The organism is Flavobacterium columnare NBRC 100251 = ATCC 23463 (assembly GCF_002530675.1).
Classification (GTDB): domain Bacteria; phylum Bacteroidota; class Bacteroidia; order Flavobacteriales; family Flavobacteriaceae; genus Flavobacterium; species Flavobacterium columnare.
Window position 1 is genome coordinate 84,962 of the sequence record NZ_PCMX01000016.1, and the last position, 13,814, is coordinate 98,775.

General features: G+C 30.4%; 12 protein-coding genes and 1 pseudogene. 6 read left to right on the forward strand and 7 right to left on the reverse strand.

The features are described from left to right. Positions 1–312: 312 nt before the first annotated feature. The gene (locus B0A78_RS02805) at positions 313–1,290 is read left to right on the forward strand and encodes an NAD-dependent epimerase/dehydratase family protein (RefSeq protein WP_014166737.1); all 978 of its coding nucleotides are present in this window, start codon (positions 313–315) and stop codon (positions 1,288–1,290) included. A gap of 125 nt (positions 1,291–1,415) precedes the next feature. Here B0A78_RS02805 and B0A78_RS02810 read toward each other — a convergent pair whose 3' ends face one another. From B0A78_RS02810 to B0A78_RS02820, 3 genes are read right to left on the reverse strand one after another with little or no spacing between them, the layout of a single operon-like run. Next, positions 1,416–1,802, reverse strand: a complete 387-nt coding sequence (locus tag B0A78_RS02810) for a DUF4296 domain-containing protein (protein ID WP_065213797.1) — start codon at positions 1,800–1,802, stop codon at positions 1,416–1,418. 14 nt (positions 1,803–1,816) lie between these two features. Further along, positions 1,817–3,154, reverse strand: a complete 1,338-nt coding sequence (locus B0A78_RS02815) for a dihydroorotase (protein WP_065213796.1) — start codon at positions 3,152–3,154, stop codon at positions 1,817–1,819. Positions 3,155–3,168: 14 nt separating this feature from the next. Then, positions 3,169–3,894, reverse strand: a complete 726-nt coding sequence (locus B0A78_RS02820) for a polyprenol monophosphomannose synthase (RefSeq protein WP_065213795.1) — start codon at positions 3,892–3,894, stop codon at positions 3,169–3,171. Positions 3,895–3,996: 102 nt separating this feature from the next. On the opposite strand from B0A78_RS02820, the gene B0A78_RS02825 reads away from it, so the two are divergent. From B0A78_RS02825 to B0A78_RS02835, 3 genes are all read left to right on the forward strand, one after another. Further along, positions 3,997–4,662, forward strand: coding sequence for a DUF4271 domain-containing protein (locus tag B0A78_RS02825; RefSeq protein WP_014166741.1), 666 nt, complete (start codon positions 3,997–3,999; stop codon positions 4,660–4,662). A 34-nt stretch (positions 4,663–4,696) separates the two neighbouring features. After that, positions 4,697–5,446, forward strand: a complete 750-nt coding sequence (locus B0A78_RS02830; RefSeq protein WP_014166742.1) for a uroporphyrinogen-III synthase — start codon at positions 4,697–4,699, stop codon at positions 5,444–5,446. Between the two features lie 322 nt (positions 5,447–5,768). Further along, positions 5,769–6,521 (forward strand): enoyl-CoA hydratase/isomerase family protein, encoded by a 753-nt coding sequence (locus B0A78_RS02835; RefSeq protein WP_014166743.1) that lies wholly within the window; start codon positions 5,769–5,771, stop codon positions 6,519–6,521. Positions 6,522–6,849: 328 nt separating this feature from the next. Here the strand turns inward: B0A78_RS02835 and B0A78_RS02840 are convergent, their stop codons facing one another. The 3 genes from B0A78_RS02840 to ahcY form a co-directional block, all read right to left on the reverse strand. Then, entirely contained in the window at positions 6,850–8,955 is a 2,106-nt protein-coding gene (locus B0A78_RS02840; RefSeq protein WP_077225472.1) for a DUF4301 family protein, read from the reverse strand. Beyond that, positions 8,910–9,542, reverse strand: coding sequence for a nicotinamide riboside transporter PnuC (gene pnuC, locus B0A78_RS02845; protein ID WP_041253606.1), 633 nt, complete (start codon positions 9,540–9,542; stop codon positions 8,910–8,912). Before pnuC ends, B0A78_RS02840 begins: the two co-directional genes overlap by 46 nt. A gap of 648 nt (positions 9,543–10,190) precedes the next feature. Continuing rightward, complete coding sequence (ahcY, locus tag B0A78_RS02855) at positions 10,191–11,507, reverse strand: adenosylhomocysteinase (RefSeq protein WP_014166747.1); 1,317 nt, start codon at positions 11,505–11,507, stop codon at positions 10,191–10,193. Between the two features lie 252 nt (positions 11,508–11,759). On the opposite strand from ahcY, the gene B0A78_RS02860 reads away from it, so the two are divergent. Together B0A78_RS02860 and B0A78_RS02865 are read left to right on the forward strand one after the other, a co-directional pair. Continuing rightward, positions 11,760–12,401, forward strand: coding sequence for a 4'-phosphopantetheinyl transferase family protein (locus tag B0A78_RS02860; RefSeq protein WP_065213792.1), 642 nt, complete (start codon positions 11,760–11,762; stop codon positions 12,399–12,401). 125 nt (positions 12,402–12,526) lie between these two features. Beyond that, positions 12,527–13,243, forward strand: coding sequence for a geranylgeranylglyceryl/heptaprenylglyceryl phosphate synthase (locus B0A78_RS02865; protein WP_014166749.1), 717 nt, complete (start codon positions 12,527–12,529; stop codon positions 13,241–13,243). 288 nt (positions 13,244–13,531) lie between these two features. Here the strand turns inward: B0A78_RS02865 and B0A78_RS02870 are convergent. Then, positions 13,532–13,756, reverse strand: a pseudogene (locus B0A78_RS02870) (IS982 family transposase); the annotation flags it as partial. Positions 13,757–13,814: the final 58 nt, after the last annotated feature.

Genomic DNA, 13,814 nt, shown 5'->3' on the forward strand with positions numbered 1-13,814 from the left:
GAAAGTTGTTCTGCTTGCTTTTTTAATATCGTTAGTGTTTGTTGTCAAAACAAATTAAATTCAGATTATACATTGTAATTTATTATAGATGAAAATAACGTTGACTCTAAAAAAATCCTTCATTTTTTGTCCTTAATGTAGCAAAACTATATCTGCGAAAAAAAAATGTGTATTTTTTCTTCTTTGCTCTTTTTATCTTCATTACAAAGTTTCTAGGTTCAAAAGACTTATGGCTATTTATGAATTAACATAAATGAGTTTTACTATAGTTAAATTAGATGATATAATTTTAATCTTTTTTATATTTGAACCATGATTTTAGTTACAGGAGCAACAGGATTGGTAGGTTCACACTTAATTTTGAACTTAATTGATTCAGGAGAGAAGGTAAAGGCTTTATTTCGTACAGAAAAAAACAAAGAGCGAGTAAAAAAAGTATTTGAGTACCATCATAAAAAAGATCAGTTTGATAAAATAAATTGGATTCTAGGAGATATACTAGATCTATCTTCTTTAGAATTGGCTTTTCAAGGTGTTACCCAAGTTTATCATTGTGCCGCTTTAATATCTTTTGATCCCAAACAAGAAGAAAATTTAAGAAGAGTAAATATTGAAGGAACTGCTAATGTAGTTAATTTGTCTGTTGATTTTGGAGTTCAAAAGTTATGTTATGTAAGTTCTATTGCTGCTTTAGGTGATCTAAAAGAGTATGAAGATAAAATAACAGAAGAAACGGAATGGAATCCAGAGTTACCACATAGTGATTACGCTATTTCTAAATATGGAGCAGAAATGGAGGTATGGCGTGCCTATCAAGAAGGATTACCAGTAGTAATTGTTAATCCAGGGGTTGTTTTAGGGCCTTTGTTTTGGAGAGAAGGAAGTGGGGATATATATAATAAAGTGGCTTCTCAAATTCCTTTTTATACAAATGGAGGTACTGGTTTTGTATCAGTAAATGATGTGGTTTGTATTATGAAAAAATTAATGGAAAGTACTATCTCAGGTCAGCGTTTTATAGTGGTTGCTCAAACAATCTCGTACCAAGAAGTAACAAGTCTTATAGCGGATAAATTACGAGTTAAAAAGCCAACTATTTTGATAAAATCAGGAGTTTTAAAATTAGCGTATGTTCTCGATTGGTTCTTAGGATTATTTGGTAAAACTAGAGTTTTATCTAAAGATATGATACGTACTTTGCAAACTATGGATTATTATGATCATTCAAAAGTTAAGAAGGCAATTAATGTTGAGTTTATAACCGTACAAGATTATTTAAAAATAAATTAATTAAATTTAGTTAAAATACATTTTTCTATGATGGTTGGGGTTAATTTTGCTCAACTATATGCAGATCGTGTGAACTCTATGTTTAGTAGGGACATAAAAAAGTATAATAGGTTTTTTTAATAATTCTACCTAGATGATTCTTCTTTTTTTAGTTTTTCTTTTTTTAATTCGGTTTGTCGTAGTTTTTCTGTTTTGATTTTTTCTGTTTTGATTTTTTCTATGACATGATCATACATTTTTTTGTAGTTTACAATGTCAGAAGAATAGTATTTATTGCTATTTACAAGTTGTAAGCTGTCTATATGGTATTTTTTGTAAACATATTTTTGAGGATCAATCTGATTCTTTGGTAGCAATTTGGCATCATGACCTTTAATAGCTTGGATTAATGCCAAATCGTATAGTATTTTTTCCATAGTTGCTTCATCTATAAGATTATCGGGTTCCTTAATAGGAGCATTTTGGCAAGATAAAAAAAAGATAATTAAGAAAAAGCAAGCTATTTTGTTCATATTATAAGTATTATTTATCGGTTAAATTCTAATCGCATCCCTTGTTGAAGATTTTTAATTTGATTGTTTTCGTATACCAAATTACCATTTACAAAAGTATGTGTAATTTTTGATTTAAAAGTGTAATTTTCAAAAGGAGACCAACCGCATTGGTATAGAATATTGTCTTTAGAAACTGTCCAAGGAGAGTTTGTATTGACAATGGCTAAATCAGCATAATATCCTTTTTTGATAAAACCACGACGATCTATCTGAAATAATTTAGCTGGATTATGAGCCATTTTTTCAACAATTCGTTCAATAGAAATTTTATCTTGATGAAAAGCTTCAAATAATGCTACTACAGCATGTTGTACAAGAGGACCACCTGAAGGAGCGCTTGTGTAAGGGTTTTGTTTTTCTTCTTGTGTATGAGGCGCATGATCTGTGGCAATAACGTCAATGCGGTTGTCTAATAAGGCTTCCCACAATGCGTTTTTGTCTGTTTCTGTTTTTACGGCAGGATTCCATTTAATTAGTGTGCCTTTATCTGTGTAATCTTTATTGGTAAACCATAGGTGGTGTACACATACTTCGGCTGTTATTTTTTTATTTTCTAACGGAACGGAATTGTCTAGTAAATCTGTTTCTTTAGCTGTAGAAAGATGAAAAATATGCAAACGGGCACCTGTTTTTTTAGCTAATTCTATAGCTTTAGAAGAAGAAATATAACAAGCTTCTTTGCTTCTTATTAAATGGTGGTACTCCATAGGGATATTATCGCCATATTTTTGTTTATAATCAGCTAAATTATTCTGAATGGTTGTTTCGTCTTCACAATGCACACAAATAACCATATTCGTATTGCTAAATATTTTTTCGAGTACTTCTTCACGATCTACTAACATATTGCCTGTGGAAGAGCCTAAGAAGATTTTAATAGCAGCTACATTGCGCGGATTGGTTTTGAGTACTTCCTCTAAATTATCATTAGTAGCTCCCATCATAAAGGAGTAATTAGCGTAAGAAGTTTTAGAGGCTATTTCGTATTTTTGTTCTAACAATTCTTGTGTTACCGCATTAGGTACAGTATTAGGTTGTTCCATAAAACTGGTTATGCCTCCTGCTACAGCGGCCTTGGATTCAGATGCTATGGTTCCTTTGTGGGTTAGACCAGGTTCACGAAAATGTACTTGATCATCTATAGCTCCAGGAATTAAATAGTTGTTTTGAGCATCAATGACCTGAAATTCTTCTAAGGGAGTAATGTGCTCAGCGATGTCTATGATAAACTCGTTTTCAATTAAAACATCTCCTTTAAAAATATGGCCTTCATTTACTATCTGAGCGTTTTTAATTAAAATAGTTTTCATAATATATTGAGTTTTTATAGTAGATTAAACATTCTGCGAACTCGTAACAGGATCACACCAAAAATAGCTTCTCGTATGATAGCACCACTCATCTTAGATTCGCCCTTTGTGCGATCCGTAAAAATAATAGGGACTTCAATAATTTTAAAATGATTAGCAAAAGTTCTGTATTTCATTTCTATCTGAAAAGCATATCCCGTAAACTTTAATTGGTTCAGATTTATTTTTTCTAATACTTGACGTTGGTAGCATATAAAACCAGCGGTGGCATCTTGAATCTGCATTCCAGTAATCCATCGGACGTAGACAGAAGCAAAATACGATAGTAAAACACGGTTTAAAGGCCAATTCACTACATTTACTCCCGTGATATATCGAGAACCAATAGACATACCCACATTTTGTGTTTTACAAGCTTCGTAAAGTTTTATGAGGTCATTAGGGTTGTGTGAAAAATCAGCATCCATTTCAAAAATATAGTCATAATGATGTTGTATAGCCCATTTAAAACCATGTACATAAGCCGTTCCTAATCCTGCCTTTCCCTGCCTTTTTTCAAGGTGTAATGCTTCGGGGTATTCTTTTTGTAATTCAATTACCCGATCTGCAGTGCCATCAGGTGAGTTATCATCGACAATTAAAATATCAAATTTTTTAGGTAGAGCAAAAACAGCCCTAATAATGGCATCAATATTTTCTATTTCGTTGTAAGTAGGTATGATAACGATGGAGTCCTGCATAAGTTTATTAAATTGTGCTGCAAAAATAATCTTTTTAAATTATGTGACTCCTAAATTATTTATAATTCGATAAAGGGAATGAAAATTTTGTAATTTTGTATTATGAATAACTATGAGTTAATTCCTCGAATTGTAGAGAGTAAAAATTGGATTACTATAGTTTTTATTGCAACTATAGGGGTGGTAACGATTACTAAGGCCGTTTTTGAAAAACGCTTTACTGATTTTGTTAAGTTAGTATATAATAACAAATACATAAAAATTTATAAGGATCCGAGTAACCTAATGACTTGGTTTACAATATTATTGTTCTTTGTTCAGTTAATATCGTTTTCCTTTTTTATTCAATTAGTTTTATCCTATTATGGATATACCACAAAAACGAATTGGATAAGCTTTATTCAAATTATTACCTTTTTGACTTTTTTTGTTTTGTCAAAATATTTAATAGAAAAAATTATAGCCACTTCATTTGATACAGAGTTATTTGTGGAGCAGTTTAATCTTTTTAAAGTGAGTTATAGGACTTATTTGGGGATTTTATTGCTGCCTGTAGATATGGTATTATATTATACTAATTTAATGAATCACTATGTTATTCTTGGAGTTTTAGTTATAATTTTAATAATAAATGCAGTAACTTATCTTGTGTCATTGCGAAATTATCAAAACTTACTTTTAAGGAAGTTGTTTTATTTTATTTTGTATATTTGCGCCCTGGAAATTGCACCGTATTTTTTTATGTATTATTACATTACAAATAGGTAAAAGCATAATTGTACAAAAACAACATTTTTTGACTATGAAAGTGAAAACGATTTTAGTATCGCAACCCGAGCCAAAAGTTGAGAACTCGCCTTATTTTGATTTACAAAATAAACATAAAATAAAAGTTGATTTTAGACCCTTTATTCATGTAGAAGGAGTGCCCGCTAAAGAGGTTCGCGCTCAAAAAATTGATTTGAATAATTATACAGCGATTATCTTAACTAGTAAGAATTCTGTTGATCATTTTTTTAGAGTGGCAGAGGAAATGCGTTATAAGGTTCCTGAAGATTTACGTTATTTTTGTCAGTCGGAGGCAGTTGCTTATTACTTGCAGAAGTATGTGGTTTACAGAAAAAGAAAGATTTATGTAGGGCAAAAGGATTTTGCAGATATGTCTTCTTTTTTTAAAAAGTATAAAGATGAAAAATTTTTGCTACCTGCGTCTGATAAACTAAATGCAGATGTGCCTCAAACTTTAAATAATTTAAAATTAGATTGGACTCCAGGTACCTTTTACAGAACAGTAATGAGTGATCTATCGGATCTAAAAGATGTATATTACGATGTATTAGCCTTTTTTAGTCCAACAGGTATTCAGTCATTGTTTAAAAATTTTCCTGATTTTAAACAAAACGACACACGTATAGCGGTATTTGGAAGCACAACCCAAAAAGAAGCTATTGATCATGGTTTGCGTATAGATATCATGGCACCAGCACCAGGAGTGCCTTCTATGACGATGGCACTTGAGAAATATGTAGCCGAAGTAAATAAAGGAAAATAATTTTTATATGTATATTCTTAAATCCCGATAAAATCGGGATTTTTTTTTAAAAGAAAATAAGGGTGTCTGAAAAGTCAAAACTCAACGTTTACTGTGTCGCTTTGACGACAGGAGAACTCACATGATTAAGATTGTGCGGTTTTTTCGCCTGTTCACTTCGTTTGAACCTTCCTTAGGTCGAAATCAATAAGATTGTGACCTTTTCGGATAGTTTCCTCTGTAACAAAATTAGAAGTAAATTACTTGTGAAAGTGGAATTTGTTAGTGCCTTGTTAATAATTAAAAAAGACTATTTGAATTGTAATAAATAAAAAATTAAAATATGAAAGGAGCCATTAATACCCTTATAAAAGACAAAATTGCAAGAATTACTTTTTCACATCCTGCTAGTAATTCATTTCCAAGCGAACAATTAAAATCATTAGCAGAAGAAATTTATGCAATTAGCGAAAACAAAGAAGTTGCGGTAGTTGTTTTACAAAGCGAAGGAATAGGGGCTTTTTGTGCAGGAGCTTCTTTTGATGAATTACTAGAAGTAAATGATTTAGAAACAGGGAAAACTTTTTTTAGTGGATTTGCAAATGTTATCAATGCTATGAGAAAATGCGAAAAAATAATTATAGGAAGAGTTCAAGGTAAAACAGTTGGAGGAGGAGTAGGTCTTGTGTCTGCTTGCGATTATACTTTTGCTACCCATAATGCAGCTATAAAATTATCGGAAATAGCTATAGGTATAGGCCCTTTTGTAATAGAACCAGCTGTTTCAAGAAAAATAGGCAAATCAGCTATGGCCGAAATGACGCTTTCACCTACAGAATGGAAAAGTGCAGAGTGGGGATTTCAACATAAATTGTATTCTAAGTTGTTTGAAGATGTAGAAACTATGGATCAGGCATTGGGTGAATTTGTAAAACAATTAGCGGGCTATAATCCAGAAGCTTTGCTGGAATTTAAGAAAGTCTTATGGGAAGGGACAAGTCACTGGGATGAATTATTGTATGATCGTGCAGCTGTTTCTGGAAAATTAGTTTTATCTGATTTTACAAAAAATGCTTTGAACGCTTTTAAGAAATAAAGGAAACGAATCACGTTTGTTATACTATAATACGGTTATTGTAAATATAGATTGTTTAAGCTTGGATTAGGGATTAGAAATGTATTACATAGTATAAATAATGACTTTTTTATCTTCTTTGTCTTTTGATCTTCATTATAAAGTCTAACGCATAATCTGGGACAAAAAGAGGATATTAATTTAGAAACTCTGTTCCTAGAAAAAAAACGAAGATTAGAAGAATGGGAATGTTTTTTTTAAGATTAGAGTTTGTCATACAATTTAAAAGAGGATAGAATTATAAAGCAAAAAGCCCACGGGATGTGGGCTGTAGTAAGTTTTTTAACCATTATAAATTTTCTGGTTGATGTGCAGGTTTTAAAAGGTCATTAATCGTTTTTACAGGAGTAAAAGTATCAAGAGGAACTTCTACAAAAAGGGTAATCCAATTGGCCATACTGCCATTCCATAATCCAGGTAATTCGTATGATTTGTATTGAATTCCGTCTTTGTTTTTTTTGACTACAAACCCCGTGTTAGGATCTGTAAAGTCTAATAGATTGAACTTATTGCCTTGATAGTCTTTTATAGAGCAAACAATATCCACAGGATTAAAATGAGTGGCGGATTTAAAAATAGATTTTTGTTCGTCATTTTCTAAATCAATTTGGGCAGATTCAACGATTTGTAGCGTTGAGTTTCCTTTTTTGTCTTTTATCCAAAAAGGGCCGCCTCCTGGTTCATTTTCATTTTTAACCATTCCACATACGCGTATAGGTCTGTTTAAGAAATGTTTTAAAATTTTGATTTGACTTTCTTCTTTGTATTCATCAAAATCGGGATTAATAATGATAGAAAGTTTCTCTTGAATAAAGTTTTTAATTTCTTGTATTAAAATATTGTTGTATTTATTTTTATTAAGTTCTTTTAAGTAGTTGTGACTTTCACTGCGGATTTCTAGTAGAATGCCAGCTAAAGCTTTTTTGTATTTTGTTATAATTTCTGAATGATTTCGAGATACATTATCAATGTTTTTAATGAAAAGGATATCAGCTTCTCTTTGATTTAAATTGTAGAGTAGAGCACCATGTCCTCCTGGACGAAATATAAAATTTCCTTTTGCATTTTTTAATATTTTATTATTTTTTGTTAGTGCAATAGAATCAGTAGAAGGATCTTGATAAGAAAAACTTATGCGTAAATTTTCTTTTAATTCATTAGGTAACTGTTTAATTAATTCAGAAAATAGTGTTTCATGTTCAATTGAGATGGTGAAGTGGATATTTCCGTTACTACAGGAAGCGTATTGATTCGATTCTTTGAAATGTTCTTCAATAGGTGTGATAATCTTCTCTTCGTATTTATGAAAAGGTAATACTGCTTTTGGTTTGTTCAGAAAATTAAAATCAGGATCCTCCAGTATTGTTTTAATAAATAAATAATTTTTACTAGAAGTAGATAACTTTTTGTATTGATTATTTTGTAGAACTAGTTTGGAAACAACTTGGTGATAAAAAGGAAATTTTTCAATACCTGCAATAAATGTTTCTAAAGCAGTATTGTTCGTTCTATTAATATAACCGTTTATGGTTTCCTCCTCAGGGTTAAAATCGAGTATAAAATCATTTAAAAATTTAAACATTCTAGTTGCGGCACCTGAAGCAGGAATGAATTTTTCTAATGTTTTATCGGTTTTATTGACATCAAAATAATTGATATAATAATTTAGCTCTTGTGTGTCTAGTTTTATAATCCCATTTCCAATTGTAGCGGGAGCTTCTAATGTTGTTTTAACAATTCCTTTTTTTAAGGAATGAATTTGTTTGATGATTAAATCAATGTTTTTGTTTTGGTTGTAGAGTTCTACAAATTCATGGTTTGTAAGTCCTGCATTTAAGGCTTTTTCTAGATCGGTTACAATTTGGGTTGCCTTTTTTAAGCGTTCTTCCTTATTACCACTGATTAAAACAAAGGGTTTGTTGTATTGAATTAAATTTTTTTTAAATATCTCAAAGGAAGAATCTCGGTATTCAGCACTATCTCTCAAATCATCGGGTTCCCATGGTATGTCCTTATCTGTTAAGAAATAGAGGTCGTAGTGGTGTAAATTAGCAGCTTCTTCTAATTCTGGAGAGCATTGATTGTAATAAATGTCTGAGTAGACTTTAGTAACGAGTGCATTTGTATCACAGAATAAAAATCTATGAGCTTTTTTTAGAGCTTCATTTTCAATAGCAATTTGACCAATAGCAATAGGTAATAAATCCTTTTCTTCACAAGTACGCCCTTCTTTACCAAGAATTTCTAAAAGAAAATCTCTTGCATATTCTACTATCCAAGTGGTGTTAAAATATCTAGCTAAATCACGTGCTAATGTGGTTTTTCCAGTGCTCTCGGGTCCGTAAGTGGTTATTCTGAGGATGTTGCTTTTTCTTTGTTTAAGATTTTCTTCCATTCTAAATAGGCGAATATAGCTAAAATTGTGAAAATAATATATTGGAGGGCAAAGATATAAAGTTCTCGGGACCAAAGGATGGGGATGATAAGAAAATCTCCAAGAATCCATAAACTCCAACTTTCAATTTTTTTTAATGCCATAAACCACATAGCTGTAAAAAAAATACAAGTAGTGAAAATATCAATCCAATTATTTGTATATATTTTGACTTTAAAAATAGTATAAATACCAATACAAATAATACCTGTTAATAAGAACATTATAAATCCAATTAGTTTTTCTTTTTTATTAGTTCTTGTGATTTTTGATGTATTGTTTTTATTCAGGTTGGGCTGAACCCATTTGTGCCAACCGTAAATACTCATGAAGGTGTAATAAATATTAATACTCATGTCGGCCATATACTTGGCTTTATACATAATATAAACGGTTATAGTAGTTGCAATAATTCCAGTAGGATAAACCAAGTAATTTTCCTTTTTAGCAAACCATACACTTAAAATTCCGAAAATAAAAGCAATAGTTTCTAGTGCAATTTGCCAGTTTGGAATGTTTTGGTATTGTGCAAGTATTTCATTAATCATATTTTTTATAAGCTTTTTTGTTTTTTTAAAAAACAATTTGAAAAATGTCGATTAGACTTAATTAATCCGTAAAATATAAATTCTTCTCTAGCAAAACTAATGAAAAATGGATTAGAAAAAGGAAAGAATATTGTGTTATATTTTTGAAAAATACTGTTTTTTAAGAAATACAATAATTGAATAAAATCGTTTATCATTTCTTTTTCTGTATTGGTAGAAAACATGGGGTATAATACAGCTGTAAAATTTGAATTCTGGTATAGGAAGCGGTATAGTTTATGGGGTTTATATCCGAAAAGAAGGAATGTATGCCTGATATTCGAAAAGAAAGGAGTATTTTTTGATAAAAAATAGAATTTATGAAAACCAGAAGGTTAAGGAATTTTATTATGAACAAAAACTCAAAATAAAAATTATGACTGAGGGTACTAAAAGTTGAGAAATTGTAAAAATATAGAAGATATTCTAAAAAAGAGACTGTCCAAAAAGTTCGCAATCTTGTCATTTCGACCAAAGGGAGAAATCACATAATGTTAATTTATTACTTTTTGGACAGCCTCTTTATACTTATACAGTTTATCTTATATTTTTTAATAAGCTAATAAAATAGACTTTAATATAAGTCGATAGTATCATCTTATCAATTAATTAGTAACGATAGTATTCAGGTTTAAAAGGACCTTTAACTTCTACACCAATATAAGCAGCTTGTTCTTCAGATAAAGTTTCTAATTCAACACCTAATTTCGTTAAATGTAAAGCAGCCACTTTTTCATCTAAATGTTTTGGTAACATATATACTTCATTTTTGTAAGCTGTACTGTTAGTCCATAACTCAATTTGTGCTAACGTTTGGTTAGAGAACGAGTTACTCATTACAAATGATGGGTGACCTGTAGCACAACCTAAGTTTACTAAACGACCTTCAGCTAAGATGATAATTTCTTTACCGTTTACGTTGTAAATATCTACTTGAGGTTTTACTTCTTGTTTTGTAGCACCGTGGTTAGCGTTTAACCATGCCATGTCTATTTCATTGTCAAAGTGACCAATGTTACAAACGATAGTTTTGTCTTTCATAGCTTCAAAATGACGACTTACTACAATGTCTTTATTGCCAGTTGTAGTAATCACGATATCTGCATTACCTATAACAGTGTCTAACTTTTTAACTTCATAACCATCCATAGCTGCTTGTAAAGCACAAATAGGGTCAATTTCGGTAACGGTAACGATAGAACCAGCACCACGGAAAGAAGCTGCTGTACCTTTACCTACGTCTCCATAACCGCAAACAACTACTCTCTTACCTGCTAACATTACATCTGTTGCACGACGAACAGCGTCTACTGCACTTTCTTTACAACCGTATTTGTTATCAAATTTAGATTTTGTAACAGAGTCATTTACGTTGATAGCAGGCATGTATAACGTACCGTTTTTCATTCTTTCGTATAAACGATGAACACCTGTTGTTGTTTCTTCTGATAAACCTTTGATTCCTTCAACTAATTCAGTATATTTATCAAATACCATGTTTGTCAAGTCACCACCATCATCAAGAATCATATTTAATGGTTGTCTTTCTTCACCAAAGAATAAAGTTTGTTCAATACACCAGTCAAATTCTTCTGCATTCATACCTTTCCAAGCATATACTGGAATACCTGCTGCTGCAATTGCTGCTGCTGCATGATCTTGTGTAGAGAAAATGTTACAAGAAGACCAAGTTACTTCAGCACCTAGAGCTACTAAAGTTTCAATTAATACAGCTGTTTGAATAGTCATGTGTAGACAGCCTGCAATACGAGCACCTTTCAAGGGTTGACTCGGCCCATATTCAGCACGGATAGCCATTAGACCAGGCATTTCAGCTTCTGCTAATTGAATCTCTTTTCTTCCCCATTCTGCTAAAGAAATGTCTTTAACTTTATAAGGTACATACGGAATTGTTGTAGTACTCATCTATTTAGTATATTTGTTTTTAAATATTAAATTTTATAAATCGGATGCAAAATTACGGATTAGTTTTTGATTTGCCAACAGATTTGTATAAATTAATAATTGTTTTTTTACTGTAACTATTTAATTATCAATACATTTTATGTTTTTAAATCCATTTTCTATTGTTTGTGCTACTGTTAAAAGTAAAATTTGAAGTTGTATTATCTATTTTCAAATGAATTAAACAAATTTTAGGAATTAATAAGATTCAAGATGCCTTTTTATAAAGAAATACATTTTTCAAAAGACACTACCATATATCTTTGGAAAACCACAGAAACTTACAATCAATTATTTGAAAACGTATTGCTAAAAGATCAGTCCCTTGCTCGACTTGAAAAAATGAGTTCTGAAAATCACCGAAAAAGTTTTTTAGGCGTTCGAATGCTATTGCAATATTGTGGTTATACAGATCATGATTTATATTATGATGTTAGTGGTAAACCTATACTTAAATCAGAAAAGAATAAGTCAGCAGTAGAAGTAAGTATTTCTCATTCTGGAGAATTTTCAGCACTGGCATTAAGCAATGAACCCGTAGGGATAGATTTAGAGAAGATAAAAGAAAAAGTTCTTCGTATAGCTCCTCGTTATATGAATATGAAGCATATCGAAAATCTTTCAGTAAAGGAACAAATGCAAAAAGCGATTGTTATTTGGGGAATAAAAGAATCTATATTTAAAATAAAAAATGAAGTAGGCATTAGTTTTCCTGATCATATTTTTGAAGAAGTGTTTAACTTACATGACAATCATTGTAAAGCGCAATTGCGTTTTAAAAATTTAATTGAAGATTTTGATATTGATTTTTGTTCTATAGAGGATTATATGTTAGTTTGTGCTTATAGATCCTGAGAATGAAATTAATGAAAGATATTGCTTGTTTTTTGTGACTTCTTCTATAGAATTATAATGGTAATATTCGTAAAATATTAGTTTTAATAAAAAAGATTAAATTTACAGAGTTAAATTAATTAATGATGTCAATTACGGTTTATGAGTCTATTTTTAATGCAAAAAAGAGAAAACACAAGTTATTAGCTATTTTAATCGATCCAGATAAAATAGAACTGTCCAATATTAATAGACTAGTAAAAAAAATTAATGAATCTCCAGCTACTCATATTTTTATAGGAGGAAGTATTGTTAAAAACTGGATTATAGATGAATTAATCATAGAATTAAAAAAAGAATGTAACTTACCTATATTGATTTTTCCAGGACACCCTTCGCAAATTTCACATGAAGCAGACGGTGTATTGTTTTTAAGCTTGCTTTCAGGACGTAACCCCGAGTATTTAATAGAACATCATGTTAATGCCATAGATTTGCTCGAAAACTCGAATTTAGAAATTATTCCTACAGGTTACATTTTAGTAAATGGGGGGAAAGAAACAGCCGTTGAACGAGTAAGTAAAACAAAACCTATAGAGAGAAACGATATTAATTTAGCTTATAAAACAGCTAAAGCAGGCGAGTATTTAGGAAACAAACTTATGTATCTAGAAGCAGGAAGTGGAGCGTTAGAAAAAGTACCATTAGAAATGATTCGTAAAATCTCAAAAAGTCTTAGAATACCAATCATTGTTGGAGGAGGAATTCGATCAAAAGAAGCAATTAAAGAAGTGTATCAAGCGGGTGCAGATATGGTTGTAATAGGTACTGCATTTGAAAATGATTCGAACTTTTTTGATTGATTCAAGTTGTTTTTTAGAATTAAAGATTTATAGTTTTAAAGACATACTATATAATTTCGGGAAAATAGTTTACATATTGAAATCTCTTAATTATACTTCTTTTATGTCTTATAATATAAATGTATCAAACGGTTTCTGGTTTTACTGTTAGCTAAATGTTATAAAGTAAAGAAATTTTAGGGAAAAGATTGGTTTTCTTTATTCTTTATAAATTTAAAATGACTATATACCCATTGTATAGACTTTAGATAAAATAGTGCTACAAATTATAATTTAATCCGTAGTGCATTATTGAATTAGATTAATTTTTAAATTATTGATATTTCTATTGAATACGAATCTGTTTAAATATTGTATAGTTGTTAGTGTTGTTATTTTCGAAAGAATTCTTGTTTTAAATCCTTGGAAAGACTTAGCGTAATTTCTTCTTATCATGAATTGGTCGCATAATTGAGAGAATAAAGTTTCTATTCGTTTTCTGAATTTTTTGTACTGATAAAACTGAGGTTTATATCATTTTAATTTTACTAGAATAATTTATAATTTTAGGTATGCCAAAGAAAATTCAAAT

What these genes read in the sequence shown, in the direction of transcription:
- B0A78_RS02805 (WP_014166737.1), top strand. Translation starts at nt 313, where the DNA reads ATGATTTTAGTTACAGGAGCAACAGGATTGGTAGGTTCACACTTAATT.
- B0A78_RS02810 (WP_065213797.1), bottom strand. Translation starts at nt 1,802, where the DNA reads ATGAACAAAATAGCTTGCTTTTTCTTAATTATCTTTTTTTTATCTTGC.
- B0A78_RS02815 (WP_065213796.1), bottom strand. Translation starts at nt 3,154, where the DNA reads ATGAAAACTATTTTAATTAAAAACGCTCAGATAGTAAATGAAGGCCAT.
- B0A78_RS02820 (WP_065213795.1), bottom strand. Translation starts at nt 3,894, where the DNA reads ATGCAGGACTCCATCGTTATCATACCTACTTACAACGAAATAGAAAAT.
- B0A78_RS02825 (WP_014166741.1), top strand. Translation starts at nt 3,997, where the DNA reads ATGAATAACTATGAGTTAATTCCTCGAATTGTAGAGAGTAAAAATTGG.
- B0A78_RS02830 (WP_014166742.1), top strand. Translation starts at nt 4,697, where the DNA reads ATGAAAGTGAAAACGATTTTAGTATCGCAACCCGAGCCAAAAGTTGAG.
- B0A78_RS02835 (WP_014166743.1), top strand. Translation starts at nt 5,769, where the DNA reads ATGAAAGGAGCCATTAATACCCTTATAAAAGACAAAATTGCAAGAATT.
- B0A78_RS02840 (WP_077225472.1), bottom strand. Translation starts at nt 8,955, where the DNA reads ATGGAAGAAAATCTTAAACAAAGAAAAAGCAACATCCTCAGAATAACC.
- pnuC (WP_041253606.1), bottom strand. Translation starts at nt 9,542, where the DNA reads ATGATTAATGAAATACTTGCACAATACCAAAACATTCCAAACTGGCAA.
- ahcY (WP_014166747.1), bottom strand. Translation starts at nt 11,507, where the DNA reads ATGAGTACTACAACAATTCCGTATGTACCTTATAAAGTTAAAGACATT.
- B0A78_RS02860 (WP_065213792.1), top strand. Translation starts at nt 11,760, where the DNA reads ATGCCTTTTTATAAAGAAATACATTTTTCAAAAGACACTACCATATAT.
- B0A78_RS02865 (WP_014166749.1), top strand. Translation starts at nt 12,527, where the DNA reads ATGTCAATTACGGTTTATGAGTCTATTTTTAATGCAAAAAAGAGAAAA.